At 67.0% G+C, this 26,357-nt stretch carries 16 protein-coding genes; 2 read left to right on the forward strand and 14 right to left on the reverse strand.

The features are described from left to right. Positions 1-93 precede the first annotated feature (93 nt). From AC1DW0_RS21285 to sctV, 4 genes are all read right to left on the reverse strand, one after another. Entirely contained in the window at positions 94-1,227 is a 1,134-nt protein-coding gene (locus AC1DW0_RS21285; protein WP_477861072.1) for an FHA domain-containing protein, read from the reverse strand. Next, positions 1,224-2,948, reverse strand: coding sequence for a type III secretion system outer membrane ring subunit SctC (sctC, locus tag AC1DW0_RS21290; protein WP_477947822.1), 1,725 nt, complete (start codon positions 2,946-2,948; stop codon positions 1,224-1,226). The genes AC1DW0_RS21285 and sctC overlap by 4 nt, the downstream gene beginning before the upstream one ends. After that, complete coding sequence (sctS, locus tag AC1DW0_RS21295) at positions 2,948-3,214, reverse strand: type III secretion system export apparatus subunit SctS (RefSeq protein ID WP_477947824.1); 267 nt, start codon at positions 3,212-3,214, stop codon at positions 2,948-2,950. The genes sctC and sctS overlap by 1 nt, the downstream gene beginning before the upstream one ends. A 73-nt stretch (positions 3,215-3,287) precedes the next feature. Continuing rightward, positions 3,288-5,402: a type III secretion system export apparatus subunit SctV gene (sctV, locus tag AC1DW0_RS21300; RefSeq protein WP_477947825.1), complete on the reverse strand. Its 2,115-nt coding sequence runs from the start codon at positions 5,400-5,402 to the stop codon at positions 3,288-3,290. Positions 5,403-5,533: 131 nt separating this feature from the next. Here sctV and sctQ point away from each other — a divergent pair, with 131 nt between their 5' ends. Both sctQ and sctR read left to right on the forward strand, forming a co-directional pair. Then, on the forward strand, positions 5,534-6,613 hold the full coding sequence (gene sctQ / locus AC1DW0_RS21305; RefSeq protein WP_477947904.1) for a type III secretion system cytoplasmic ring protein SctQ: 1,080 nt from the start codon (positions 5,534-5,536) through the stop codon (positions 6,611-6,613). 2 nt (positions 6,614-6,615) lie between these two features. Beyond that, positions 6,616-7,278: a type III secretion system export apparatus subunit SctR gene (sctR, locus tag AC1DW0_RS21310; RefSeq protein WP_457355496.1), complete on the forward strand. Its 663-nt coding sequence runs from the start codon at positions 6,616-6,618 to the stop codon at positions 7,276-7,278. Here sctR and AC1DW0_RS21315 read toward each other — a convergent pair. From AC1DW0_RS21315 to AC1DW0_RS21360, 10 genes are all read right to left on the reverse strand, one after another. After that, positions 7,251-8,213, reverse strand: coding sequence for an ABC transporter permease (locus AC1DW0_RS21315; protein ID WP_457355498.1), 963 nt, complete (start codon positions 8,211-8,213; stop codon positions 7,251-7,253). The two genes, sctR and AC1DW0_RS21315, sit on opposite strands and share 28 nt — an antisense overlap. Continuing rightward, positions 8,210-9,184, reverse strand: a complete 975-nt coding sequence (locus tag AC1DW0_RS21320) for an ABC transporter permease (protein WP_477947828.1) — start codon at positions 9,182-9,184, stop codon at positions 8,210-8,212. The genes AC1DW0_RS21315 and AC1DW0_RS21320 overlap by 4 nt, the downstream gene beginning before the upstream one ends. After that, on the reverse strand, positions 9,181-10,743 hold the full coding sequence (locus AC1DW0_RS21325; RefSeq protein ID WP_477947830.1) for a sugar ABC transporter ATP-binding protein: 1,563 nt from the start codon (positions 10,741-10,743) through the stop codon (positions 9,181-9,183). The genes AC1DW0_RS21320 and AC1DW0_RS21325 overlap by 4 nt, the downstream gene beginning before the upstream one ends. Next, a complete protein-coding gene (gene rhaS, locus AC1DW0_RS21330; RefSeq protein WP_477947832.1) occupies positions 10,715-11,716 on the reverse strand; it encodes a rhamnose ABC transporter substrate-binding protein in 1,002 nt (333 codons plus the stop codon). Before rhaS ends, AC1DW0_RS21325 begins: the two co-directional genes overlap by 29 nt. A 121-nt stretch (positions 11,717-11,837) precedes the next feature. Beyond that, on the reverse strand, positions 11,838-15,074 hold the full coding sequence (locus tag AC1DW0_RS21335) for a glycoside hydrolase family 2 TIM barrel-domain containing protein (protein ID WP_477947834.1): 3,237 nt from the start codon (positions 15,072-15,074) through the stop codon (positions 11,838-11,840). Between the two features lie 14 nt (positions 15,075-15,088). Beyond that, positions 15,089-16,432 (reverse strand): MFS transporter, encoded by a 1,344-nt coding sequence (locus AC1DW0_RS21340; RefSeq protein WP_457355507.1) that lies wholly within the window; start codon positions 16,430-16,432, stop codon positions 15,089-15,091. A gap of 14 nt (positions 16,433-16,446) precedes the next feature. After that, entirely contained in the window at positions 16,447-18,807 is a 2,361-nt protein-coding gene (locus tag AC1DW0_RS21345) for a beta-galactosidase (RefSeq protein WP_477947837.1), read from the reverse strand. Between the two features lie 109 nt (positions 18,808-18,916). Further along, the gene (locus AC1DW0_RS21350) at positions 18,917-21,667 is read right to left on the reverse strand and encodes a TonB-dependent receptor (protein WP_477947839.1); all 2,751 of its coding nucleotides are present in this window, start codon (positions 21,665-21,667) and stop codon (positions 18,917-18,919) included. A 221-nt stretch (positions 21,668-21,888) separates the two neighbouring features. After that, positions 21,889-23,241, reverse strand: coding sequence for a BNR repeat-containing protein (locus AC1DW0_RS21355; RefSeq protein WP_477947841.1), 1,353 nt, complete (start codon positions 23,239-23,241; stop codon positions 21,889-21,891). 17 nt (positions 23,242-23,258) lie between these two features. Beyond that, on the reverse strand, positions 23,259-26,135 hold the full coding sequence (locus AC1DW0_RS21360) for a TonB-dependent receptor (RefSeq protein ID WP_477947843.1): 2,877 nt from the start codon (positions 26,133-26,135) through the stop codon (positions 23,259-23,261). Positions 26,136-26,357 lie beyond the last annotated feature (222 nt).

Consider the following 26,357-nt stretch of genomic DNA (forward strand, 5'->3'; position numbering starts at 1 on the left):
AAAGGTTGATGACATGACAAAAATCGCCCCCGCCCTCGTGGACGGAGGCATTCCGCACGAAGGCCAGGCCTCCGGTGCGAAATCCCTTGGTGCTCATCGCGCGCCCTCCCTGCCTGGTGACACCACCAGGCCATCGGCCTCGATGCGCTTGAGTTCGGCGCCCGACTTGAGCACCGCCCCCTCGTAGTAGCGGTTGCCATTGGCGAGCTGGATGTAGCTCATGCCACTGGCGTCCTGCGTGATGCTGACCATGCGCGACGGCAGCACGCTCTGCCACGCGTCCCACTGCGCGCGCTGCTGCTCGCCCGCGCGGTCGACCTGGGGCCGCGGCCGCAGCTTCACCTGGTCGGACACCAGCACCGCCGGGTGCAGGTCGTCGGCAAGGCGGCGGATCTTCTGACGCACCGATTCGTCCTCGGTCGCGCCGGCCACCACCAGCCGGCCCTGGCCCGTGTAGCTCATCGAGATGCCGGGGTCGCTCACGTAGCGGCGCGCCTGCTCGACGATGTCCTCGGCCGCGTGCACGCTGGTGCTGACCTGCCGGCCAAAAGGCGCCATGGCCTCGGCCAGCGCCTGCTTGCGCTGGCGCGATTCGACGTAGCCGCGCACGTTGAAACGGCCGCCGGCGACCGCGACCACTTCGACCTCGGGGAAGGGCTTCAGCGCCTTCTCCACCTCGGCCAGGTCGACCGTGGCGGCGCGGGTCGAGCTGCCCGCACTGCCGGCCCAGGCCAGCACGCCGGCCGCCCCGCCGACCGCCAGCACCACCACGGCCACGCTCAGCCAGGGCGAGCTCCGGCGCGCAGGCGCCTGCAGCAAGGCGGCGGGCGGCGCGTCGCCGGGCATGATGCTTTCGGTCCACTCGGACGCCGGGTCGTCGTGCTCGGGCGCGGGATAGCTGCGGTCGACCTGGAAGTCGATGCTGCCGACCGACACCACGTCGCCCGCTACCACGCCCTTGCGCTGGGCCTGCACGTCCTGGCCGTTGAGCTTCACGGCGGCCGCGCCGACCTTCTGCAGCGACATCGCCAGTTCGCCCACCGTGAACACCAGGTGGCGCGGCAGCACGTCGCTGCCGGGCAGCATGACCTCGCACTCGCCCGAAGCGCCCAGCGTGTTGACGCCAGGCTTGAGCGCGATGGTGCGGCCCTTGACCGCGCCACTGAGGAAGCGCAGGCACCAGCCCGGCACGGCGGCCGTGGTGGTGGTGTGGGCCCGCGCGTTCATTGCGTAGGCTCCTGTTGCACCGGCAGCGAAGGTTTGCTGCCGGGCGTGACGAGGCGCGGCGTCAGCAGGTAGAAGCGCTCCATGTTGTTCTGCTTCTTCTCGCTGTACTGGAACAGCTTGCCCAGCACCGGGATGCTGGACAGCAGCGGCACGCCCGAGGTCGCGTTGGCCTTCTCCTCGGAGGTGTAGCCGGCGATCAGCAGGCTCGTGCCTTCGTCCACCAACGCCTGGGTGTTGACGGTGCGCCGCCGCACGACCGGGATGCGGTCGACGGTGGTGCTGCTGACGTCGCCGTCCTCGATGTCGATGGACATCAGCACGCCGCGGCCTTCCTTGTCGTCGACGATCAAGGGAGTCACGCGCACGGCGGTGCCGGCCGTGACGCTGTACAGGCTCGAATCCTGGAAACCGTCGACCCGCACATAGAACTCGCTGAGGTTCTCCAGCACCGCCTCGTTGTTGTCCAGCGTCAGCACCTTGGGCCGCGCGATGAAGTTGGCATTGCCCTTCTGGGCCAGCGCGCTGACGCGGGTCAGCAGGTAGTTGCGCAGGTCGTTGCCGATGGAGGCGGTGAACAGCGCGCCCAACGGCGTGCTGGGGTTGCCCTGCGGGTTGATGGTGACGACCTGGCCGGCCTCGGAGTTGGCGTTGCCGAAGGTCAGCGGCGGGAGGTTGCCGCGGCCGATCTGCAGGTCGCCGTGGCGGGCGTGCAGCCGCCAGTCCACGCCCAGGCTGTCCAGCGTGTTGGTGCTGATGTCCATGATCGTGACCTCGATCTCGATCAGGCGCGGCCTCACGTCCATGGTCTGGATGAGCTTCTCGTAGCGCGCCATGCGCTCGGGCGTGTCACGCACCAGCACCGCATTGAGTCGCGTGTCGGGCTGGAATTGCGGCAATTCACCGCTGGAGAACTCGGGGCCACCACCGTCGCCCTCGTCCTCGGTCGCGCTGCTGCCTTCGCTGGACAGCTTGGCCACGCCGGCGTCGGCGCTGACGCCGAGCTTGGTGCGCCGCACCGGCCCGGTCACGGCCGAGGGTGCTGCTCCGCGCGCCGCCCCGGTGCGGCCATACAGATTGCGCAGCACTGTCGCCACGCCAGGAATGGACACCTGCTTGCCGGCGCGATTCATCTTGAAGTCGGCGGCCCAGGCATAGCGCAGCGGGAACACCTGCACCTCGGCGCGGTCGTCGCGCGCCGCACGCTGGTCGATCAGCCGCACCGTCTGGCGCACCAGCTCCACATAGCGCTTGGGACCCGAGACGTAGACGTTGCCATCCGCCTCGCTGATCTGCAGCGGATAGCGGGCGTCGGCAATCTTGAGCCGGGCCAGCGTGTCGGCGATGCGCTGCGCGTTCTTGCCGGCGATGGTGAACACCTCGCTGCGCGTGTCGGCGGCGGGATCGACAAACAGGAAGGCACCGTCGTAATACCAGGTCAACCCGTTGGCCGCGCAGATATTGCTCAGCACCATCTGCACCGCACCGGGCTGGCTGCCGGTGATGGCGAAGCGGCCGCTGATGGTGCCGCCGACCTTGCCGTCGATGACCGCCGTGACGCCCTGCGACGCCGCCAGCTCGCGCAGGAAGTCGCCTACCGGCTTCTCGTTGGCTTCCATGCGGAAGGGCCTGCCGTTGCGCGGCAGGTCGGCCGCCCAGGCGGGGCTGGCCAGCAATGCCGCGACCAGGCCGGCGCAAAACAGGAGGTGGACGAAGCGCAGCATCAGCTCAGCGAAGTCAGGGTTTGGAAAGCGCGCTCGGCGAAGCGCAGCACATCGCGGCCGAGCCAGCCGGCGGTCACCACGAGGGCGATCAGCACCACGATCAGGCGCACCGACTGGCCGATGCTCTGGTCCTGGATCTGCGTGACCGCCTGCAGCACGGCCACGACCAGAGAGGTCAGCGTGGACACCAGCACCATGGGCAGCGAGACCATCAGCACGATCAGCAGTCCTTCGCGCGTGATGTCGAGGATGCTCTGAGGGGTCATTGGTGCACCCTTCGGCCTGCGGCCTGTCCCGCCGAGCGGGAGCGAACTTGCTTGGGGCGGCCCGGCGCGGCGTTCATGCCGCCTCCGCGATCGGGGTGAGGGCCTGGGGCTGCGGGTTGCTGACCCAGCCCACCGGCTGCAGTGCGACGTCCTCGTCGACCTCCTGGTAGGACAGCACCGCCAGCTGGGGCGCCACCGGCTCGATCAGCGTCTTGATGTAGCGCCGCGTGTCGGACGACACGATGGCCACCACGCGCTGCTGGGCGCCACCGAGGATGCGGCGCACCTGTTCGCGCACGTCCTGCGCCACCGCGGGGTCGAGGAGCAGCAGGTTGCCGCGCGGCGAGCGCTCGATGGCGGCCTGCACGCGGTCGATCAGGCTGGACTCGAACAGGATGGCGTGCAACTCGCGCCGCGCGCCGACGTGGCGGCTGGTGATGAAGCGGCCAAGATCGATGCGCACCAGCTCGGTCAGCGCCACGACGTCGGGCTCGGTGGGCGCCCAGATCGCCAGGCTCTCGAAGATGGCATGCAGGTTGCGGATGGGCACGTTCTCCTGCAGCAGCCGGCGCAGCACCTCGGCCAGGCGCTGCAGCGGGACGGCGCGAGCCACCTCCGCAGCCAGTTCGGGCACCTCGCGCTGCGCCGCGTGCAGCAGGCGCTGCACCTCCTGCAGGCCAATCAGCTGGGCGATGTGGCGGCGCACCGCATGGTCCACATGCAGGCCCAGCACGTCTTCGCAAGTCCAGCTCCGGATCGTCGCCGGGGCGGTATCGACCCATACGACGCGGGGAAACGGCCCAAAGGGCTCCGCCACCTCAGCGCCCGCCGGCGGCGTGACGGCTTCGGCCGCGTCGAGCAGCCAGTGTCCCGGCCGCAGCGCGCCCTGGGAGACCACGACGTCCTGCACCAGCACCTGGTACTGGTTCTCGCCCAGGCCGCTGCCCCAGCCGACCTGCACGCGCGGGAACACCGGCCCCAGGTCGCTCTCGACGCGGGCCTTGGCCGCAGCCATGCGCAGGTCCAGCGCGGGGCGGTCCAGGCGCCCACGCAGGCCGGTGGACAGGCGCAGCTCCAGCGGTGCGGCGATGGCGCCCTGCACCACTTCCCCACCGTCGTCGTCCGCGTCGCTATAGGACATCCAGGCCGGCGTGCGGCGGCTGTCGAGCAGCCGGCGCGTCATCAGGCCGGCCCCCAGCACCACCAACGCCAGCGTGCCGAAGACCCACTTTGGAAAACCGGGCACCAGCAGGAAGCTGGCGGTGGCCAGGCCCGCGATCACCAGCGCGCGGGGATGGGCCATCAACTGGCGAGTGATCTGGTTGGCCAGCTGGCCCCCGTGCGGCTCGCCGTCGGCCGACACGCGGGTGATGACCACGCCGGAGGCGATGGACACCAGCAGCGACGGGATCTGCGACACCATGCCGTCGCCCACCGTGAGGATGGCGTAGCGCTGCAACGCGCCGCCGATGCTCATGTCGTGCATCAGCGTGCCGATGGCCAGGCCCGCAAGGATGTTGACCAGCGCGATGACGATGCCGGCGATGGCGTCGCCCTTGACGAACTTCATCGCGCCGTCCATCGCGCCGTGCAACGAGCACTCCTGCTCCAGCTGCTGGCGGCGCTTCTGGGCCTGCACCGACGACAGCACGCCGGCGCGCACATCGGCGTCGATGCTCATCTGCTTGCCCGGCATGGCGTCCAGCGCGAAGCGCGCCGCCACCTCGGCCACCCGCTCCGAGCCCTTGGCGACGACGATGAACTGCACGATGGCGATGATCAGGAACACCACGCCGCCGACCACGACGTTGTTGCCGACGATCAGCTTGCCAAAGGTGTCGATGATGTGACCCGCATTGGCGTGCAGCAGGATGAGCTTGGTCGATGCGATGTTCAGCGCCAGCCGGAACAGCGTCGTGAACAGCAGCAGCGACGGGAAGGTGGACAGCGACAGCGCCGACGGCACATACATCGCCACGATGAGCAGGGTCAGGCTCATCGACAAGTTGGCGGCGATCAGGAAGTCCAGCAACGGCGTGGGCAGCGGCAGCACGAACAGCGCGACGATGGCCACCAGCATGCCGGCCAGCAGCAGGTCGTTGTGGCGGCCCGCGCTGGCGATCAGGTCCTTCAACCCGCTGCGCGGCGGCAGGTGTCTTTGCAGTGCGTTCGGTGCGGGGTCGGCCATGCGAAGCACTCTATGGCGTGACTTTTTTACGCACCACTACGAGTCCCCGTAGCGCCCCGCCGCAACGCGCGGTGCTACGAATTCACGTAGTTCCTCCAAGCCCTGCGGATGGCTACGCTCGCCGCGTGCTGATGCCTACCGCCGTGATCGATCTGAGCGAAGTGAGCGCGTTGATGCGCTTGCCGGCGCCCGCCTGCCTGGCTCTCAACCGCCTCTACGACCGCCGCTCACCTGCCATCGACCTCATGCTTCGGGGCGAGAAGCATCGCCTGCAGTGGCGCTCAGGCAGCCACCAGGATTTCACTGAGTTTGGCCGTTATCGATTTCGTCTCGGCCCTCACACGGGCTGGCTGGCGCTGGACCTCGCCGCGCAGGCAGCACTGTTGCAAGAGCGCAGCCACGCCCTGCTGCCGGCCGAATTGCGCTATGTGCTGCTGGCAGATGCACTGCAGCCCGTCATCGCTGCACTGGAGGCGGCCCTGCGCCTGCATTTCGAATGGTCGCCGGGTGAGCCTGATGAGGAGGCCGACTCACCGGCGCCACTGGAGGCCGCCGCCTGCTTCACCGTGGCGACCGATGGCCAGGCCTGGCCCTGGCAGGGCTTCGTGCTGTTCCAGGACCCCTCGGCGCTCGACAAGCTGGTCCCCGCCCCGCCCGCTGCCTCAGCTGGCCCCATGAGCAAAAGCTTCGACGGACTGCGTGTGCCATTGGCATTCCGCATCGGCGACAGCGTGCTGAGCCTGGCCGAGGTGCGCGGCATCCGGCCGGGCGACATCGTCAGCGTCGAACACTGGACCGCCGCCGGCACGGGCCTGGTCGTGCAGGCCGAGCTGGGTGGCCCTACGGGCCGGCAACTCATCGCGCGTGCCGAGGGCTCGCGCATCACCGTCACGCAATGGAGAAACCCTTCGATGAAACGAGATGAGCTTGCCCCCGCCACTGAGGGCGACGACGCGACGGGCCTGCCGCTGGACCGACTCGATGCGCTGGAAGTGGCGCTGCGCTTCGAGGTGGGTCATCTGAGCCTGTCACTCGGCGAGTTGCGGAATATCGGCCCCGGCCACGTGTTCGATCTGACACAGCCGCTGAACCGCAGCCCGGTGCGCATCCTGGCCCATGGCAACGTGCTGGGCAAAGGCTTCCTGGTGGCGGTCGGTGAACGCCTGGGCGTGCGCGTCTCGGAATTCGCGCCGACCGAGCTGAAGACCTGACGATGAACACCACCGGCATGCCCGAGCCCATGACGCTCGTGGCGCTGATCCTCGCCTTCGGGGTGGCGCCCTTCGTCGCGATGATGGTGACCAGCTACACCAAGCTGGTCATCGTCTTTGGCCTGCTGCGCACCGCGCTCGGCCTGCAGCAGACGCCGCCGAACATGGTGCTCAACGGCATCGCCATCATCCTGTCGGTCTACATCATGGCGCCGGTCGGCATGGAGGTGGCCGACGCGCTGCGTCACCGCCAGGCCGGTGCCAGGAGCGAGGGCTGGACTGACGTCGTGATGGTGCTGGACGCCGGCAAGGCGCCGCTCAAGGCCTTCCTGCAAAAGCACACCCATGAGCGCGAACGCCAGTTCTTCCTGAAGTCGGCCGCCGCCATCTGGCCCAAGGAGCAGGCCGACAGGCTGCAGGCCGACGACTTTCTGGTGATGGTTCCCAGCTTCACGCTCAGCGAGCTGACCCGGGCATTCCAGATCGGTTTTGTGCTCTACCTGGTGTTCGTCGTGGTCGATCTGATCGTGGCGACGGTGCTGCTGGCGCTGGGCATGTCGATGATCTCGCCGACCACCATTTCGCTGCCGTTCAAATTGCTGCTGTTCGTCATGCTCGACGGGTGGGCCCGCTTGATTCACGGGCTGGTGCTTTCGTATCGATAGCCGTGCGGTAGCACCATGACGCAGATGAGCAATCCGCCAACGACTGTCGTCATCACCATCCCGGAGACGTTCAGCATGCCGAGTGCGAAGGTGAAGCCGCCCAGCAGCACCGCAGCCAGCAGCACGCCCACGATGCTGCCGCGGCCACCTTGGATCGCCACGCCGCCAAGGATGACGATGGTGACGGCGTCGAGCTCCCAGCCCAGCGCGAGGTTGGGCCGCGTGCTGCCAATGCGGCCGGTCAGCTGCACGGCCGCCAGCGCCGCCATCAGTCCCGCAGCGGTGAACAGCAGCAGCCGGTAGCGCTGCACCGCGATGCCCGAGAAGCGCGCAGCCACGGGGTTGGCGCCAATGGCGTAGATGCGGCGGCCATAGACCGTGCGGTGTTGCAGCAGGATGAACACCACCGCCACGGCCAGCATGACGCCGAACTCGATCGGCACGATCAGCCACGGCCAACCCGCAAGATCCCCCAGCGTACCGTTGCCCCACTGGCTCAACCATTCCGGGTAGCCCGTGATGGCCTGGTCGCCCAGCAGCACCAGGGCCAGGCCGCGGTAGAGCGACAGCGTGCCGATGGTGACGACGATGGAGGGCAGCTGCCAGCGCGTGACCAGCCAGCCGTTGAATGCGCCACACACGATGCCGCAACCCAGAGCGGCGGCGATCATGCCGGCCGGGCCTGCGCCGGCCTGCATCGCGTAGCCCATGGCCAGGGAGCACAGCGCCATCGTCGCGGCGATGGAGAGATCGATCTCGCCCGCAATGATCAGCAGAGCCATGGCCATCGCGATCAAGGCCTTTTCCGACATATTGGTCGTGCTGTCGGCGATCGCATAGGGCGAGGCAAAACCGTCGATGCACAGGCCGAAGCCGACGTAGACGGCGACGATCAGCGCCGTCAGCACCCATTCCCAGGAACCCCAGGCCTTCATGCCGCTCGCCTTTCCAGGATCTGCTGCCCCGACCGGCGCTGTGCTCGCGAGTTCAGCATCACCGAAACCAGGATGACAGCGCCGGCAATCGCCTGCTGCCAGAACGGCGAGACGTGGATGACCGGCAGGGCCGCATTGATGACGCCGATGAACAGCACGCCCAGCAACGCGCCGCCAACCGTGCCGACGCCACCCGCGATGCTGACACCGCCGATGACGCAGGCCGCAATCACGGTCAGCTCGAAGCCGGCGGCCAGTTCGGTGAAAGCAATGGCATAGCGGCCGACCCAGAGCAGGCCGGCAAGCCCGGCACAAGCGCCCGACAAGGTGTAGGCCATGCGAATGCGCTGCGACACCGGGATGCCCACGATCCGCGCCGCAGCGGGGTTGCCGCCGCAGGCGTAGAGATCACGGCCTTCCCGTCGCCAGCGCAGCAACCACCATCCCAGCGCTGCGACGGCGGCTGCAATCCACACCAGCAGCGGCAGGCCCAGCAGCTCCGAACGAGGCAGGGCCTTGATGGACGCATGGATGTCCTGGTCGTTGACCCAGGCGCCGCCGCTGACCAGGAAGATGGCGCCGCGATAGACCGACATGGTGCCCAAGGTGACGACGATGGGCGGCAGCTCGAAGCGCGTGATCAGCCAGCCATTGAGGGCGCCCTGCGCCGCGCCCAGCGCCAGCGCAAGCAGGATCAACACCGGCGCGCCGGCACCCGGAAAGAGCTTGCCGAACAGCGCCACCAGCATGCCCGTCAAGGCCAGGTTGGACGCCACGGACAAGTCGATGCCGCGCGTGAGCAGAACCGGCATTTGGCCGATGACGAGGATGGCCAGCAGGGCCGAATCGTTGGCGATATCCAGTGCATTGCGCGGCGTGAGAAACACGGGAGATCGCAGGCCAACCGCCAGGGTGATGGCCACGATGACGGCGGCCAGCGCCAAATCGCGCCAATTCATGCGACGCGTCATGCGGCGTTCCTGCTCAGGCCCGAAGCCGCAGCCACGACAGTTTCTGCATCCACCTCGCCACGCCGGAACTCGGCGACTTGCCGGCCACGCTTCATGACGACCACGCGGTGGGCCAGGTGCATCACCTCGGGCAGTTCGGACGACACCAGGATGACCGCCAGCCCCTGCGCCACCATCTCCGCGACCAGTTGATAAACCGCCTGCTTGGCGCCGACGTCGATGCCCTTGGTGGGTTCGTCCAGGATGACGATGCGCGGGGCCAGCCCCAACCACTTGCCGATGACGACCTTCTGCTGGTTGCCACCGGAGAGGCCGGACAGCGGCGTGTCCTGGCTGGCGGTCTTGATGTTCAGCCGTTCGATCAGCCGCTGCGCCCAGGCGCTTTCGCGCAAGGCGGACAGCCAGGGCCCGCGCGAGACCTGGCCCTTCACGGCGTGACGAGGCCCGGCCAAGGCGGCCAGGCTGAGGTTGTGCCGCACCGAGAAATCGAGAATGCCGCCCTGGCGCTGGCGCTCCTCGGGCACATAGGCCAGGCCCAGCGAGATGGCATCGGCCGCGTCACGGATGCGCTGCTCCTTGCTGTCAATCAAGATGCTGCCGCGAGCGAGCGGCTTGAGGCCCATCAGCGCCATCATGATCTCGCTGCGCCCTGCGCCGACCAGGCCGTAGAAGCCCAAAATCTCGCCACGCCGCAGCGCAAAGCTGATGCCGTCGAATTCGGTCGGGTGGCTGAGATCGCGCGCCTCCAGCACGACCGCACCGGGTTGCGTGTCCACGCGCGGGTACACCTGCTCGATGCTGCGGCCGGCCATCAGGCGCAGCAGCTCCGGCTCGCTGGCCTCTTTCATGCGGCCACTGCCGACCGAGGCGCCATCCCGCAGCACCACGTAGTTGTCGCAGACCGCGAACAGCTCATCGAACTTGTGCGAGATGAACAGCACCGCCACGCCGCGAGCCAGCAGCCCGCGCACGAGGCCGTAGAAATCGCGGATCTCGGCCTGCGACAGCGCGGCGGTGGGTTCGTCCAGGATGACGACGCGGGCCTGGTGCGACAAGGCCCGCGCGACCTCGATCAGGTGCCGCTGCGCCAGGCTCAGTTGCCGGACCGGCGTCGTGGCGTCAAAGCCCGCGCCCACCTCGTCCAGCACCTGCTGGGCCAGGCGGTTCATCGTCGCCCAGTCCACGACGCGCAAGGCCGCTGGCCCGCGCATGGGCTGACGGCCGATGAAGATGTTCTCAGCCGCAGTGAGTTCGTCGAACATCACCGTTTCCTGGTGCACGGCGACGATGCCGGCGGCCTGGGCCGCGTGCGTGTCGTGCAGGCGCAGCGGCTGGCCGTCCAGCCACAGTTCGCCGTCGTCGGGCTGGTGGACGCCGGTGAGGATCTTGACCAGCGTCGACTTGCCCGCGCCGTTCTCGCCGATCACGGCCAGGGCCTGGCCCGGCCGCAGTTCAAGATCCACGCCGCGCAGCGCATGCGTCGGCCCGAAACGCTTGTGGATGCCCCGCAGGCAGAGCACCGCGGCCGGGTCAGAAGAACTTGGCGAACTTGTCGACATTGCCGGCGTCGTAGGTGAAGGGCTCGGCCATCACCGCCTCGCCGTCCGCATCGAGCGTGACCGTGCCGACACGGCCGACGCTGATCTTGGCGCCCGCTGCCGCCGTTGCCTTGCCGCTGACCAGGCCATGGGCGATGTAGACGGCCGAGTAGCCCAGGTCGATGGGGTTCCAGATGGCGAAGCTCTTCACCGCGCCGCTGCGAACGTGGCCGGCCATTTCGGACGGCAGGCCCAGGCCGGTGACGAAGACCTGGCCCACCTTCTTCTCGTCCTGCACAGCCTTGGCGGCGGCCGCGACGCCGACGGTCGTCGGCGCGACGATGGCCTTCAGGTTGGGGTAGCTCTTCAGCAGGCCCTGCGCCTCGCGGTAGCTCTTGTCGGTCTGGTCGTCGCCGTAAACCACGCTGACCAGCTTCAGGCCCTTGGCCGCCGGCTGTGCCAGCGCCTTCTTCATCTCGCCGATCCAGAGGTTCTGGTTGGTGGCCTGAGCGGTGGCCGACAGCACCGCGATCTCGCCGCTGCTACCGATGGCGTCGGTCGTGAGGCTCACGAGCTTCTGGCCGATCAGCGCGTTGGACGAGGGCGCGAGATGCACGAGCCGCCCATCCTTGCGCACCGCCGAATCGAAAGACACGACCTTGATGCCGCGCGCCATGGCCTTCTTGAGCACCGGCACCAGCGCGTCGGGGTCGTTGGCAGACACCACGATGGCCTTGACGTTCTGCGCGATCAGCGTGTTGATGACCTCGATTTGCCCCTCGGCCGTGGCCTTGGCGGGGCTGGCGAGCACGATCTCCACGCCGCCGAGCGCCTTGGCGGCTTCCTGCGCACCCTGATGGGCGGCAATGAAGAAGCCGTTGCCCGAGCTTTTCGCGACGAGGGCAATCTTGTCGGCGGCCAGCGCGCCCTGTGCGGCAAGGCAGAAGGCGGCTGCGGAAACGGCGAGTGTCAGCGTGCGGCGGCTAAGGGTCATGGCGCATTCCTGGAAAGAGGGCTCGAAGGCTGCCGCAGGCTATCCGTTCTTGCCCAGAGAATGTCGGCCCTGGCGCACAACGAGCAAGCTGTTGAGCGAAGTCCCTTGCGCGCGAGCCGCCCTATTGCGGCATCGTCGCCTGCGCGGACATGGCCTTCCCAGGCGTGCTGCCCTCCCCTTCGAATGGCCGAAGGCGAAAGGCCACGCGAACCGGCTCCAGCCGGGTGCGGTACTCCGCGTGAGGCTGGCCGACGAAGCTCCAGGAGTTGTCGCCGCCCACGCCCCACTGCGCCCCGTCGATCAGCAGCGTGCCGTGGTCGTGGGGAACGATGTCGCTGCTCTTCCAGGTGCCGGGGGCGCGGCGGTAGAGGTCGGTGTAGGGAAACGCGAGCGCGTTGGCCATCAGCAGCTGCTGGCCCTCCACGCGCAGGCCGCGGCCACCGCCGGAGACTTCGAGCCAGCGCACGTCGACCTTGTTGCCGGTGTCCTGCGGCCGCATGTAGTCGTGGTTCTGCTCGGCGATGGCGCCGCGCCAGAGGCCGACCGCAGCGCCCGTCTTGCGGTCGACATAGCTTTCATGCGGGCCGCGGCCGTACCAGGCCACCATGGTCAGGTCCTGCGGCATGTCGAACCACAGCCCGACGCGCACGGGCGGCGGCAGGTCGCTCTTGAGCGGCGTCAACACGCCCGCCACGTCAACGGAGCCGTCGCCGCGCATGGTGTAGGTGGTGACGAAGCGCGCCGCGCCGGCGCCCAGGCGATGGTCGACGACGACCTCCGCCCCGCCGCCGGGCAGGTGGCGGCTGGCGATGCCCCGGACCTGGCGTTCACGGGTCATCACCTTCCACGGCGCCTGCTGCGCGACCGTGCCCGTCAGCGTGTCGTTGTCGGTCTCGGCACGAACGAAGTTGGGCTGGCCGCCGCTCAGCAGCGGCGCTCCTGCCTTGCCGTAGCCGGTCAGCAGGCCGGTCTTGCGGTCGAGCGTCAGGGTCGCACCCGCGGCCGACAGGACCACGGCGTCGGCACTCTCCTTCAGCTCGACCGTGCCTTTTGCCGCTGTCGCCGCTGGTGCCGATGCGGCCAGGTATGGTGTCAGCGCGAACTGCTCCCAGCCGACGACGTAACCTTCCGGCGTCAGCGGCACGGCACCCGCCCTGGCCCTCGCGCGCACCGTGACGAGGTATTCCGCGCCCGGCTTGCGCCGGACGTTGGACAGCGGCAACTGCAACTTCTGCGTGGCCCGCGCCGCGGTCGACAGCCCGGGCAGCGGCCCCGAGGCGACGGCCACGCCGTTCTCCAGCAGCGCCCATTCGAAGGCAAAGCCCGACAGATCGCGGAAGTCGTGGCGGTTGCGCACGACGACCGTGCCTGCCTTGGCATCGAAGGCCTCGAACTGGACGGGCGAGTAGACCTTCTGCACTTCGTAGACATGCGGGTTGGGCGTGCGGTCGGGCTGGATCAGGCCGTCGCCGAACTCGATGTCGCCGCCCGGGTTGGGGCCGTACTCGCCGCCATCGCCCCAGTAGCGCCGTCCATCCTTCGTGGTGCGATACATCGACTGGTCCACCCAGTCCCAGATGAAGCCGCCCTGCAGCTTCTCGTACTTGTAGATCGTGTCCCAGTAGTCCTTGAAATTGCCGCCCGAGTTGCCTTGCATGTGGGCGTACTCGCACTGGATCATGGGCTGGGTGCGGGTCGGGTCGGTGGCCCAGTCAACCATCTTCTCGATGTCGTCGTACATCGGCGCGTAGATGTCGACATAGGCGTTGGGCTCATGGCGCCAGTCCACCGTGCCCCAACCCAGGTAGGAGATCAGCCGCGAGGGGTCACGCTGGCGCGCCTGCGCCGCCGCCTTCTCGAAGTTGGGGCCGAGGCCTGCCTCGTTGCCGAGGGACCAGAAGATCACCGACGGGTGGTTCTTGTCGCGTTCCACCATGTTCAGCACGCGGCTGACGTGCGCGCCTTCCCAGGCCGGGTCGAAGCCGAGCTGGATCTTGGCCCGCAGTTCCGGATGCTGGTGCCCGTAGCCCATGTAGGCATGGCTCTCGATGTTGGCCTCGTCCATCACGTAGAGGCCGTATTCGTCGGCCAGCGCGTACCAGAGCTCGGCATTCGGGTAGTGCGACGTCCGCACCGCGTTGATGTTGTTGCGCTTCATCAGCTCGATGTCGCGGCGCATCGACGCTTCCGACATCACGTGGAAGGTCTCGGGATCGTGCTCGTGGCGATTGACGCCGCGGATGACGATGGGCCGGCCGTTGACCATGACCAGGCCCTTCCTGATCTCGACCGTGCGAAAGCCGATGCGCTGCGGCGTCGCCTGGATGAGCCGGCCGTCGGCGTCGAGCACCTCGACCAGCAGCGTGTAGAGGTTGGGCGTCTCGGCCGTCCAGGGGCGAACGCCCGGCACGGGGGCGGACAGCGTCTCGGTGCGGGCCGCACCGGCCGCGACGGCAGCGGTCCGCGTCAGCACGACCTTGTCGCCCTCCAGCAAACTCATGCGCAGCGTCAGCGGGTGGGTGCGCGCGGTCAGCGCCACGTCGACCGACAGCGCGCCGTCGCGGTAGTCCTTGTCCAGGCCGGCATGGACGAACAGGTCGGTCAGCCGTGTCCTCGGCACGGCCTTCAGGTAGACCGAGCGCTCGATGCCCGAGACCCGCCAGAAGTCCTGGTCTTCCAGGTAGGACCCGTCGGACCAGCGATGGATCTGCATGGCGACAACGTTCTTCTGCCCCGGCTTCAGCAGCGCCGTGATGTCGAACTCGCTGGGCAGCTTGGAATCCTCCGAGTACCCCGCCTCGACGCCGTTCACCCAGACCCGGTAGGCCGAGCCGGCCGCACCGATATGCAGGATGACGTCCTGCGCCGACCAGTTCGCCGGCACCTCGAAGCTGCGCCGATACGAGCCCACCGGGTTGGTGGCGTGCGGGATCAGCGGCCGGTTGGCCGGGAAGGGATAGGTGATGTTGTTGTAGCGGGCCTGGTCGTAGCCCTCGGCCTGCCACATGGCCGGCACCTTGATGGTCTTCCAGCCCGAGATGTCGTAGCCGGGCTTCTCGAAGCCGCTGGGCACGTCGTCGGACGACGGCGAGAAGCTGAACGACCAGAGGCCGTCCAGCGTCTGGTAGCGGGTCGACCGCGCGGGGTTGCCGGCCAGCGCCGCTTCGCGGCTCTCGAACGGGAAGTGGGTCGCCGCGGCCGGCAGCTTGCCGCGCGCGTAGACCGCCGGATTCTCCCAGTCCGGCCGCGACGCGTCGACCTGCACTGCCTGCACCTGCGGTGCCTGGGCGCGCGCCGCGTCGCCCAACGTGACGCCCAGCAACGCCACGCTCACGCCGGCGATCAATCTCAGTTGCATGTGTATTTCCATCATCAAAGCTCGTTGATTTCCTTGTGGCGCGGCACCAGCGCCTTCATGGCGGCCCAGGCGGCCAGGTAGGCCAGCGCGCAGATGGAGAACATGATCATGTAGCCGGTGGACAGGTCGCCGCGCGCGCCGTAGGCGTCGAAGATCCAGCCGCCGAGCTTGGACACGGCCACGCCGCCCAGCCCGCCGGCCATACCGCCGATGCCGACGACCGAGCCGATGGCCCGCTTGGGGAACATGTCCGAGACGGTGGTGAAGAGGTTGGCCGACCAGGCCTGGTGGGCCGACGCGCCGATGCCGATCAGCAGCACGGGAAGCCAGTAGCTGATGGAGCCCAGCGGCTGGGCCAGCAGCACCACCAGCGGGAAGAAGGCGATCACGAGCATGGCGCGCATGCGGCCGTCATAAGGCTTGTAGCCGCGCTCCATGAAGTAGGTCGGAAACCAGCCGCCGCCGATGCTGCCGATCATGGTCATGCTGTACAGCACCGTCAGCGGCAGCGCGATGTCCGTCGTGCTCATGCCGTACTGGCCGGTGAGGTATTTGGGCAGCCAGAACAGGTAGAACCACCAGACGCCGTCGGTCAGGAATTTGCCGACGACAAAGGCCCAGGTCTGGCGATGCGCGAGCAGCCGGAACCACGGCACCTTGGCGCCCTCTACGGCAGGCGCGGTGGCCTCGCGGTCGCTGTTGATGTAGGCCAGCTCCGCCGCACCCAGTCGGCGCTGCCGGGACGGTGCATCGTAGAAGGTGAGCCACAGCGCGACCCACAGGAAGCCGATGGCGCCGATGGCGATGAAGGCCATCTGCCAGCCCCAGGTGACGGCGATCCACGGCACGGTCAGCGGCGCCAGGATGGCGCCGACGTTGGCTCCCGAATTGAAGATGCCGGTGGCGAATGACCGCTCCTTCTTGGGGAAGTATTCGGCGGTGGCCTTGATGGCCGCGGGGAAGTTCCCGGCCTCGCCAAGGGCCAGCACGGCGCGCGACACCATGAAGCCCGCCACCGACACCGGCAGCCCGACACCAAGGGCCACCAGCATGCCGCCAATGGGCACGGAGAGGGCATGCATCATGGCGCCGAGCGACCAGACGACCACGGCGATGGCGAAGGCGCGCTGGGTGCCGATCGCGTCGATGAACCGGCCCGCGAAAAGCATCGAGATCGCGTAGCCGAACTGGAACACCGCGGTGATGTTGGCGTAGTCCGTGTTGGACCAGCCGAACTCTTTGGACAGCGCCGGCGCCAGCAGGCTCAGGACCTGGCGGTCCAGATAGTTGACGGTGGTGGCGAAGAACAGCAGCGCACAGATGGTCCATCTGTACTTGCCGATGACTTGCGGGTTCATGTTCAGTCCTCTGTTCACTCAGCAACCAGTTTGTCACCGACGAACACGCGGTAGCGGCGGATTCGGCCGGTGACGCCGTCCGGCCCCTGGCGAGGTGTGTAGCGCAGGCCGGCGATGTCGGCCGGCGCGCCGAGGTCGATGATGAGGCGCGGCGGACCGGAGGGGCGAACGGTACCGCTGTAGGCCGTGTGCCAATAGTCAGTCGCCTGACCGTTGATGGCATTCAGCGCGCCGCCGTCTTCCTTGCGCGCCTCCTCGCTGCTGGCGTAGGCGATGGTCCAGGCCGTCTGGTTCAGCGGCTTGCCCTGCGCGTCGAGCAGCGCGAGTTCGGCTATTGCCGCATGGGGCTTGCCGTCGAAGCTGTCGAGCACCTCGATGCAGAGCTGGCGGCCGCGTGCGGGCTCGGCAAAGCGCACGTCCTGCGTGGCCGGGCCGCTGGCGAACTGCCCGGCATGCACCGGCGTCAACCCCGCCAGACGTGGGCGCGCCTTGCTGGGCGGCCGCGCCAGGTCGAGCTCCGGCCGCAGTTGGTCGAGCACGGGCGCGGTCTTGCCTTCGATGCGATTGGCGCGCGGCTCGGTCAGGTCCAGCACCACGACCTCGTTGCGGCCGGCCTTGATCCACGGGCCCGGCAGATACATCGTCTGCGTCGGGCCGATGCTCCAGTAGCGCCCCAGGCAGCGGCCGTTGATCCAGACGATGCCCTGGCCCCAGGCCGACATGTCCAGGAATGTGTCGGCCGGCGCCGCCGCGTCGAAGCTGCCGCGCCAGAAGGCCGGTCCGGCAGTTTTCTTGGACTGCCAACGCAGCGGCGGCAGGTCGCCGTCGGCGCCAAAGTCGATGGCGCGGATCTCCCAGCCCTTGAGTTCCTGCGTCTCGGTCTTCGACGTGCGCAACATGACCGGGCCCTGCAGGCCCTTGCGGTCGTGGACCTCCATGCCGAAGTTCACGCGGGCAATCGTGTACAGCAGGATCTCGACCATGGTGTCGCGGCTGCGCGCGGGGATGTCGACGCTGAAGCGGCGGTAGCGCGTGTCCATCGTGCCGGCCAGGCGGCCGCCGACGAAGACCCAGGCCAGGTCGCGCGCGTTCGCGGCCTCCAGCTTGCCGGCGGGGCCGGCCGGCAGCGTGACGCGATAGGCAACCAGCCCGCGGCTGATGTCGTAGTGCTCGATGTTCCTGGGCGACTCGGCGGCAATCGCTTGCGCCGGCAGATTGGCGAACACCGGCGCCGTCTCGGTGAGGGTGAACGAAGGGATCGCCATCACCGGCAGCCGGGCCGGCGGGTCGGGCAGCACCTCGCCCGGCTTCAGGTGCTTGGCCAGGCAGTCGCGGTAGGTGCGGAACTTGTCGCCCACCCAGCCTGCCTCGCCGATAGGCGCGTCGTAGTCGTAGCTCGTCGTGTCGGGGCGGAAGGGCCGGTCACAGCCTCCCCAGAGGCCGAACGTCGTGCCGCCATGGGCCATGTAGAGGCTGAACGAGCCGTTGGCCTTCAGCATGGTGTCGATGTCCTGGATGGCGCGGGCGTTGTCGCCGCGCTTGTGCGGCGAGCCCCAGGTGTCGAACCAGCCGGAGTAGTACTCGCCACACATCAGCGGCCCCTTCTGCAGCGCCGCCAGCGCCTTGAAGCCGGTCGCTGGGTCGCTGCCGAAGTTGGCCACGTTGAACAGCTCCGGGATGTGCGTCTTGCCGAGCGCGTTGGTCGGGTTGCACTGGAACAGCGGCACGTCAAAGCCACCGTCCAGCACGGCCTGGCGCATCACGCGCATGTAGTCCTTGTCGTCGCTGAGGAAGCCGTATTCGTTCTCCACCTGCACCATCAGGATGGGGCCGCCCTGGCTGACCTGCATCGGCGCCAGCACCCGGCCGACCTCCCTGAACCAGCGCCGCACCGGTTGCACGAAGGCGTCGTCGCGGCTGCGCAGGAAGGCATCACCGGGGTGCTTCAGCAGCCACCACGGCAGGCCGCCCATCTCCCATTCGGCGCAGGCGTAGGGGCCGGGGCGCAGGATGACCCACAGGCCCTCGGCCTGTGCCTGCCTGCAGAACTCCGCCGCGTCGCGCTGGCCTTCCCATTGGTATTGGCCTTCGCGCCATTCGTGGAAGTTCCAGAACAGGTAGGCGCACACCGTGTTCATGCCCATGGCCTTGATGGCCTGCAGGCGGTGCTTCCAGTACTCGCGCGGCACACGGGCGAAGTGCATCTCGCCGCAGCGGATCTGCAGCGGCTTGCCGTCGAGCAGGAAGTCGCTCTCGCCGATGGCAAAGCGCGGTGCTTCTGCCTTGGCCGCGCTGGCAGGCGAAGCGTTCAGCAGCAGCGTCGCGCCGGAGGCGGCAGCGCCGAGCAGTCGACGACGGGGAAGAAGAACAGTCATGAGGGGTCCTGATTTCTTGTACGGCTGGCCTGAACAAAAAAACCCTGCCTCACGGAGACAGGGTGAAAGGCGTGCGCACGGGCGCCGCCTGGAGAACTGTGCTGGCTTGCTAGAACGCCACCCGCACACCCACGTTGAAGCGGCGGCCGACGTCCTCCAAGGTCAGGAACTGCGACTCGTTGTTCGCGTATTCGTGCATGCGTTCGTTGTTCAGATTGATCGCGTCGGCATACAGCGAAACCGTCGGCGTGACGTTGTAGCGCACGCTGGCATCGGCCTGCCCATAGGCCGCGCGGGTGCGCGGCAAGGTGCTGCCGCCGCCGCAGTCGACGGAGAAGTGGTTGCGCCAGTTGTAGCTCAGCCGCGCCTGGAAGCGGCTGTCCTCATAGAACACCGAGCCGTTGTACGACTGCTTGGACAGGCCGGGATAGCCACAACTGGCGACGCCGCCTTCCCGCGTGGCATTCGCATCCACATAGGTGAAGTTGGCCGCGATGCCGAAGCCCTGCAGCAGACCGTTGTTGGCGTCGAACGCGTACTGACCGGCCAGCTCCAGGCCCTTGATCTTGCCTTGCTGCCCGTTGCGGATGCGGGTGTCGTGCGCGATCTCGGGGAACTGCGGCAATTGGATGTCGACCAGCCGGGATTCGAGAAAGTCGGTGACCTTCTTTTGGAAGACCGCCGCGCTGAGGTAGTTGGTCTTGGACAGATACCACTCCAGCGACGCGTCCAGGTTGGTCGAGCGCATCGGCTTGAGATAGGGGTTGCCGCCGCCGGTCTGCACGTCCCCAAAACGGCCACCGTACCAGTTGCTCACGCCCATCTGGTTCAGCGTCGGGCGCGTCAGTGTCTTGGAGGCCGCCAGGCGCAGCACGAGGTCGCGAGTCAGGTCGAGTTTGAGGTTGGCAGAGGGCAGCAGGTTGTTGTAGCTGTTCTCGACCGAGTTCACGCTGTCGGGGCCGTAGTTCAGGATGTAGGTCGTGTCGTTGGGGCTCTTGACGGCCGACAGCAGCACCCGGCTGATGCCGATCGACGTGGAGTTCACGTGCACATACCGCGCGCCCACATTGCCCGACCAGCCGTCGCCCTCCCACTTGCTGTCCACGAACAGGCTGGACACCTTCTCCTTGACGGCCCACATCGACGGCCTGGTGTAGTCGATGGCCATCGGGCCGTTGGGGTACTTGGTCTTGTCGCCGTAGAGCGCCGGATCGTTGGACTGCGCGATCAGCGACGGCTGGTTCAGGTAGGCCATGTAGGCGTAGGGGTCGAACCTCAGGAAGGTCGACGGCATCGCGCCTTCCGCGCCCAGGATGTTGTCGAGCTTGCTCACCGTGAACAGCGAGGCCGGCAGCGACACGTGATAGCCGCTGAACGCGTTCCACGAATCGCTGTTCCATTGGGTGCGGTCCACCTTGCGGCGCGAGGCCGCGAGGCCGAACTGCAGCCCCTTGAAGTAGCCGATCTCGTGATCCCAGCCCAGGTTGACGCGGCCTTCCTTCAGGTCGTCGCCGTTGCGGATCTGGCCGTAGGCAACAGCGTGGGCACGCACGGCGGCGGGGTCGGAGAGGCTGTCGCCGAAGTGGATGGTGGGCGTGCCGTCAAAGGTCAGCGTGTCGCCGTTCTTGGGCACCATGCCGGCGACGATCCACATGTCGGGCGTCCCCGAGGTCGTGCGCGACGTGGACAGGTCGGCTTCCAGGTTCCACTCCGGCGCCAGCGCCCACTTGGCATTGCCACCGAAGGCCTTGGTCGTCGACAGCCGGTCGCCGGCCTTGACGATCATGTCGTTGGAGTTCGCTTCGCCGAGCAGCTTGCCGGGGCCGGCAATCTCCGGGTTGTTGGCAAAGAACGTGGAGCCCGGCCGCAGGAAGCTGGTGATCTGGTTGTCAGCGTTGAACTTGACGCCGAGCTGGGTGGGGTTGTTCCAGTCGCTGACCGCGATGACGTCGTTCTTCTGGTCCAGCCGCGAGTACAGCGCATCGGCCGTGAGCTTGAGCGCCGAGCTCGGGTTGAACTGGACGGTGCCCGCGGCCACCAGGCGCTTGCGGCGCTCGTTCTCCTCCTGGAACCCGAAGCTCTGCGGGATGTAGAGCTTCTTGACCGTCACGTCAGCCATCGTCAGGTTCTTGGAATTCAGGTCGCCGTTGATCAGCGTCACGTCCTTGTAGTTCCACGCGTCGTTGACGGCCTTGGTCTGCTTCGAGGCACGGTCGGTGTACGACAGGGAACCGCTGACGCCGAAGCTGCGGTCGTCGTTCGCGAACGAGTACATCGCGCTCGCGTTGGGCGTCTTTTTCTTGGAGTTCGAATCGTAGGACCCGGACAGGTTCACCACCGCGCTGTGGCCTTTGCGGCCCAACAGCGGCCGCGCCGTTTGAATATCGACCGTGGAGCCAATGCCGCCCTCGGGCAGGAAGGGCTGCGCCGTCTTGTAAACCAGCGCCTTCGAGATGAGATCGGGCGACAGCAGGTCGAACGAGAACTCACGGCCACCGGTATCGCTGGTCATGGTTCGGCCGTTGACGAGCACATTGTTGAACTCCGGCCCCAACCCGCGAACAGAAATATACCGGCCCTCGCCGTTGTTGCGCTGGATCTGCACGCCGGTGACGCGCTGCAGCGATTCGGCGATATTCGTGTCGGGGAATTTACCGGCGTCTTCCGCGGACACCGCGTCGACGACGCCGTCCTGCATGCGCTTGGTCGCAACTGACGATTCCAGCGAGGCCCGAATACCAGTGACGACGACCCGTTCGAGGTCCTGCTTCGCCGCTTCTTGCGCATACAGCGGGGAGGCCAGCCAAAATTGGCTGATCAAACCGGCGATGACGGTTTTTGCGAAATTCTTTGACCGCATGGTTGTCTCCGTGAGGTGGGTATGTTTGGCAGGCGAAATAAAATGCGTTCGTCTGCCGCTTTATTGATACCAATCATTACACCGCTCGCAGTGGATTACACCTGAACAGGTAATGTCGAAAGGCTAGCACCGTTGAATATTCAATTCGTATGCCGTTTCGCCTTCGCCCCATCCAAAGTTCGTATAGCTGGAATAAACATATAGTTACGGAGCGGCGCTTTTTAGGGCGCGGGCTTTCCCGTCGCTCCGGGTTTCCGGCGCCACTGCAGCACTCGCACCTTGCTGGTCGAGACGTTGGCGGCGCCCTCGCCGTCCACTTGCTGCACGGTCTGCAGAAACAGGTTCAATTCCCCCTGCTGTCGCCACAACTCGGTGTCGAAGCTGGGTTCCCAGGCGCCGGCGGAATCCGCGGTCAGGTCGTGCACGGTCCAACGCGGGGTACTGAAGTCGGCTATGCGGGCGACCGACACCCGACTGCCCCGCTCCTCGTCGCGAAACACCAGCAGCGCCGTGGGCTCACCACCTCCCAGGCTCACCATGATTTGCGGGCGTGACACGGGGATCGCCTTGGTCCCCACGCCGCTGAGCGAGAACGGCGTGCGCCGAAAGTCCAGCTCCAGTTCCCGCCAGGCACCACCGCGGCGGTAGACCACCTGGTACTGCGGCACCGTGCGGCCCGCGCGCCGCCAGTAGCTGGCGATGTAGGGGTTGCCGTCCTGGTCGGCCGACATCGAGGTCTGGTTGATCAGTTCGCTGTTCTGCGGGATGTGCGCGGCGACCTCGGCGCTGGACAGCGTGATGGGCAGCGCGCAGGGCCGGCCGTCGGAGGTCTCCCAGCTGCGGCCACCGTCGCGCGAGCGGGCATAGGCCAGGTCGTGGTTGCTGGCGACGTCCGGCGATTCGCGCCAGACCCAGGACAGATGCAGGGTGCCGCGGTGGTCGAGGAAGGCTTGCCAGTAGGCGTTGCGCTTGCCTTCCCCACTGATCAGGTTGCCGTGCAGCCGTGTCCACTTTTGCGTGGCGACGTCGTAGCGGTTGAGCACCAGGTTGCCCCGGCCGGAACCGCCGTCCCGGTAGAAGAACAGCAGATTGCCGTCCGGCTGGCGATGGAACTCGGGATAGGACACGGAGGCCTCGCCCTGCCCCGTCATCGGCATCTCGGCCGTCATTTCCAGCGCACCGGGCCGCAGGCTGCGCGCATAGCGCAGCGCACTGTTGTGGTGGTCCCAGGCGAGATGCAGAAAGCCGGCGCCATCGACCATGATGCTGATGCTGTTGTGGGCATCCAGCGCGTTGCCTTGGTAGGGCGTGGCCTTCAGCTCCCAGGCGCCGCTGCCGAGCCGGCGCTTGCCCAGCACCACCCGGGCCTGCGGGTCGTAGAAGGCGATGTACTGCATGTCGCCATGGGTGACGAGGGAGTTCTTGCGGAACACCACGGCGTTGACGGAGTTGCGCGCCCAGCCCTCACCGACGTCGACCACGCGGACATCGCCGTCGCGAATATCGCCATCGCGCGGCGGAGCCGCGCAGCCGGCGGCCCATGCCGCCACCAGGACTGCAAGCCAGTTCCGCATTCGTTCAACCGCCGCGTTCAGAACCTGCCGCGCAGGCCGATCTTGAAGGTGCGACCGTCGTACTTCGCATAGTCCATGCGGGTCTTGTTGCCCAGGCCGTATTGGCCGGTGGCATCTTCGAAGTAGTCGTAGGCCAGCGTGTTGGACAGGTTCAACCCCTCCACGCGGATCTCCAGCGAGTCGTTGATCTTGTAGCTGACGTTGGCGTCCAGGTAGCCGCGGCCGGCGCGCCAGCGGATCAGGTCGTCGCCGTTGTTCTTCGGGTTGTCGCTGTGCAGCGAGCGGCCCTTGTAGTTGTAGGACGTGCGGAAAGCGAATGGGCCGTTCTCGTAGTACAGCGTGGTGCTGTATGCGTACTTGGGCACGGAGTTCACGTCGATGACGCTGCCCCCATTGGTCGTCCACACCGCGCTGTTGAACGGGTTGATGTGCGTGTAGCTGGCCAGCGCGCCCAGGCCCTTGAAGGGTTCGGGCAGGAAGGTGAAGGCCTGCTGGTAGGCCAGCTCGAAGCCCTTGAGCGTCTGCTTGCCGGCGTTGCTGTAGGTCTTCAGCGTCATCGGCAGCTTGGGATCCACCTTGCCGTTGGCGTCCTGGAAGATGGCGCCCAGCGCCGTGTCAGGCAGGCCCAGCGCGCCGAAGGTGGTTTGCACGCTGTTGCTCGTGGTGGCGTCGGTCAGTTCCTTGCGGAACAGGGCCGCCGACAGCATGCTGCCCTTCTGGAAATACCACTCCAGGCTGGTGTCGAAGTTCTTGGACTTTTGCGGACGCAGGCTGGGATTGCCGGCCGTTGCGGTGTTGTCGAACGGGTTGGGGATGACCGTCTGCGCCGCGATGATGGACAGCGCCTGGCGGCTCAGCGTCTTGCCCCAGGAGGCACGCCAGGTCAGGTTGTCGGTCAGGTCCAGGGCCGAGCTGAAGGCCGGCAGCACGCTGGTGTAGGAGCCCTTCTCCTGGTTCGGCGCGTAGGTGAGGCTGGCACCCTGCTGCTTGAAGTTGTCGATCAGCGTCTCGGTGCGCGCGAAGCGCACGCCGGCGTTCAGGCGCAGTTCCCGGTCGAACACCTGGCCCCGGAAGTCGGACTGCACGAAAGCCGTGGACACGTTCTCCTGCGCCTTGAAGCTCTGCGCCGGCGTGAAGGTCGCCTCCGAGTTGAGGGCCAGCGGGTCGAAGGTGGAGTAGGTGTAGGCGCGGGTGAAGGTACCCCAGGCGTGCGGCCAGCCGGCACCCATGTCAAGGTTGCCGATCGGCAGCACGGAGGTCATGCCCGATCGCAGGCCTGCCGTGCCCAGCGTGTTGAGCTTGGCGGTGGCGGCGGATGTGCCGTTGCGCTTGTTGATCTCCTTGGAGGTCTCAGAATAGGCCAGGCCGGCCTTCAGGTGGCCGGTCCAGTCGCCGGCGAGGGCGTAGTCCCAGTCGGCGACGACGCGGCCCTGGTTGCTCTTGTCTGTCTCACGAGTCCAGCCGGTACCGATGCCGAAACCCTGGAAGTTGGCGGGGTCGGTGTAGCTGGTCGGCGAGGACAGCGACGGGTAGACGTGGTCGCTGCCGTAGTCGATGGTGGAGTCGACACCGAAGATCTGGCCGGACAGGGTGTCCTGGTAGCTCAGCGCCTTGCTGTTGTTGGTGCTCAGCTGGCCAGTCAGCACCAGTTTGTCGCTGACGCTCCAGCGGGCATTGGCGGCCACGTAGCCGAACTTGGTTTCGTCTTCGCTGTAGGTCGCTCCGCTGCTGTAGGACGTATTGCCGAAGGTGCCGGTCAGCAGGTTGGACGCGGGGTCGATCTTGACGTTCAGCGGAATGAAGCCGTTGTTGCCGCTCTGGCCCGCCGGCTTGGTGCGGTCGGTGGTACGGCTGTTGCGGATCAGCAGGCCGAAGTAGATCTCGTCGCGGGTGTTCTTCAGCTTGGAATAGAGCGTGTCCAGGCTGAAGTTCAGCGTCGGGGTCTTGAACTGCAGCGAGCCCACCAGGCCGTCGCGGGTGCGGTCATTGGCCGAACCGTAGAAGCGGTAGATGCGGGGCAGCAGTGCGTTGTCGACCTGGGCGCGGGTGTAGCTGCCGAGGTTGGCGCGCGGGCTGTCGTAGTCCAGCGCGAAGGCGAAGTTGCCCTTCACGGGACTCTGGCTGGCGCGGGCCGAGCTGTTGTAGCCACCGGTCGCCTCAAAGCCTGAGCGGTCGTTCACCGCGGCGGCGTGCGACACGCCAATCAGCGCGCCCCAGTCGCCCCAGGTGTTGGAGTACAGCGCGAAGCCCATCGGGTCCGTCTTGCCGGACGTGGTGTTGTACGACGCCGTCACGCCATAGCGGATGGTGCGCTTGGGGTTGTCGAAGGGGCGCGGCGTCTGCAGGTCCACCACGCCGCCCATGCCGCCTTCGTTCAGCTCTGCCAGCGGCGACTTGTAGAAGTCCACACGGCCGAACAGTTCGGACGCGAACACGTCGTAGTTGAAACCGCGCACCGCCGAGCCGATGGTGGAAGTGGACACGGTATTGACGAGCGCGCCATTCAGCGTGGTGACGGTGTACTCGGTCGGCAGGCCGCGGATGGAGATGCGCTGCCCCTCACCCGAACTCTCGTCACGGTTCAGGATGATGCCCGGCACGCGCTGCAGCGATTCGGCCACGTTGGCCTCGGGGAACTTGCCGATGTCCTCGGCCACGATGGAATCGCGCACGCCGATGGCCTGCTGCTTCAACGCCATCGACTTCTCGAGACTGGCGCGGAAACCGGTCACGACCACGGTCTCGAGTTTCTGGCCGTCGGGCTTGGCGGCGGCGTCTGCGGCGTCGGGCGCTTTTTCGGCCGCTTGGGCGGGCGCCGCAGCCTGAGCCGCGGCGTGGCCGTAGGCGGCGGCAAGCGCCATCGACACGGCCGAGCAAATCAGGGTTTGTTTCATGTCTCTCTCCATGCCTCAAGGGCTTTTGTCATCAATGTGACTACAAGTTGTTTTTATATCGGCGATGGCTGGATCAGCTTGCTCATCGCAGATTCATTTCGATAACAGCAATATGTGACAACGTTACCATGCGAGCCCCAAAAAAATAGGCTCATGAAACCCTCCAAGGCGCTTACAGCGCAGCATGTGATCACGCTTCCTCGGCCCTTAGTTACGGTATGG

This window comes from Roseateles sp. P4_D2, from assembly GCF_056401875.1.

What these genes read in the sequence shown, in the direction of transcription:
- AC1DW0_RS21285 (WP_477861072.1), bottom strand. Translation starts at nt 1,227, where the DNA reads ATGAACGCGCGGGCCCACACCACCACCACGGCCGCCGTGCCGGGCTGG.
- sctC (WP_477947822.1), bottom strand. Translation starts at nt 2,948, where the DNA reads ATGCTGCGCTTCGTCCACCTCCTGTTTTGCGCCGGCCTGGTCGCGGCA.
- sctS (WP_477947824.1), bottom strand. Translation starts at nt 3,214, where the DNA reads ATGACCCCTCAGAGCATCCTCGACATCACGCGCGAAGGACTGCTGATC.
- sctV (WP_477947825.1), bottom strand. Translation starts at nt 5,402, where the DNA reads ATGGCCGACCCCGCACCGAACGCACTGCAAAGACACCTGCCGCCGCGC.
- sctQ (WP_477947904.1), top strand. Translation starts at nt 5,534, where the DNA reads ATGCCTACCGCCGTGATCGATCTGAGCGAAGTGAGCGCGTTGATGCGC.
- sctR (WP_457355496.1), top strand. Translation starts at nt 6,616, where the DNA reads ATGAACACCACCGGCATGCCCGAGCCCATGACGCTCGTGGCGCTGATC.
- AC1DW0_RS21315 (WP_457355498.1), bottom strand. Translation starts at nt 8,213, where the DNA reads ATGAAGGCCTGGGGTTCCTGGGAATGGGTGCTGACGGCGCTGATCGTC.
- AC1DW0_RS21320 (WP_477947828.1), bottom strand. Translation starts at nt 9,184, where the DNA reads ATGACGCGTCGCATGAATTGGCGCGATTTGGCGCTGGCCGCCGTCATC.
- AC1DW0_RS21325 (WP_477947830.1), bottom strand. Translation starts at nt 10,743, where the DNA reads ATGTCGACAAGTTCGCCAAGTTCTTCTGACCCGGCCGCGGTGCTCTGC.
- rhaS (WP_477947832.1), bottom strand. Translation starts at nt 11,716, where the DNA reads ATGACCCTTAGCCGCCGCACGCTGACACTCGCCGTTTCCGCAGCCGCC.
- AC1DW0_RS21335 (WP_477947834.1), bottom strand. Translation starts at nt 15,074, where the DNA reads ATGCAACTGAGATTGATCGCCGGCGTGAGCGTGGCGTTGCTGGGCGTC.
- AC1DW0_RS21340 (WP_457355507.1), bottom strand. Translation starts at nt 16,432, where the DNA reads ATGAACCCGCAAGTCATCGGCAAGTACAGATGGACCATCTGTGCGCTG.
- AC1DW0_RS21345 (WP_477947837.1), bottom strand. Translation starts at nt 18,807, where the DNA reads ATGACTGTTCTTCTTCCCCGTCGTCGACTGCTCGGCGCTGCCGCCTCC.
- AC1DW0_RS21350 (WP_477947839.1), bottom strand. Translation starts at nt 21,667, where the DNA reads ATGCGGTCAAAGAATTTCGCAAAAACCGTCATCGCCGGTTTGATCAGC.
- AC1DW0_RS21355 (WP_477947841.1), bottom strand. Translation starts at nt 23,241, where the DNA reads ATGCGGAACTGGCTTGCAGTCCTGGTGGCGGCATGGGCCGCCGGCTGC.
- AC1DW0_RS21360 (WP_477947843.1), bottom strand. Translation starts at nt 26,135, where the DNA reads ATGAAACAAACCCTGATTTGCTCGGCCGTGTCGATGGCGCTTGCCGCC.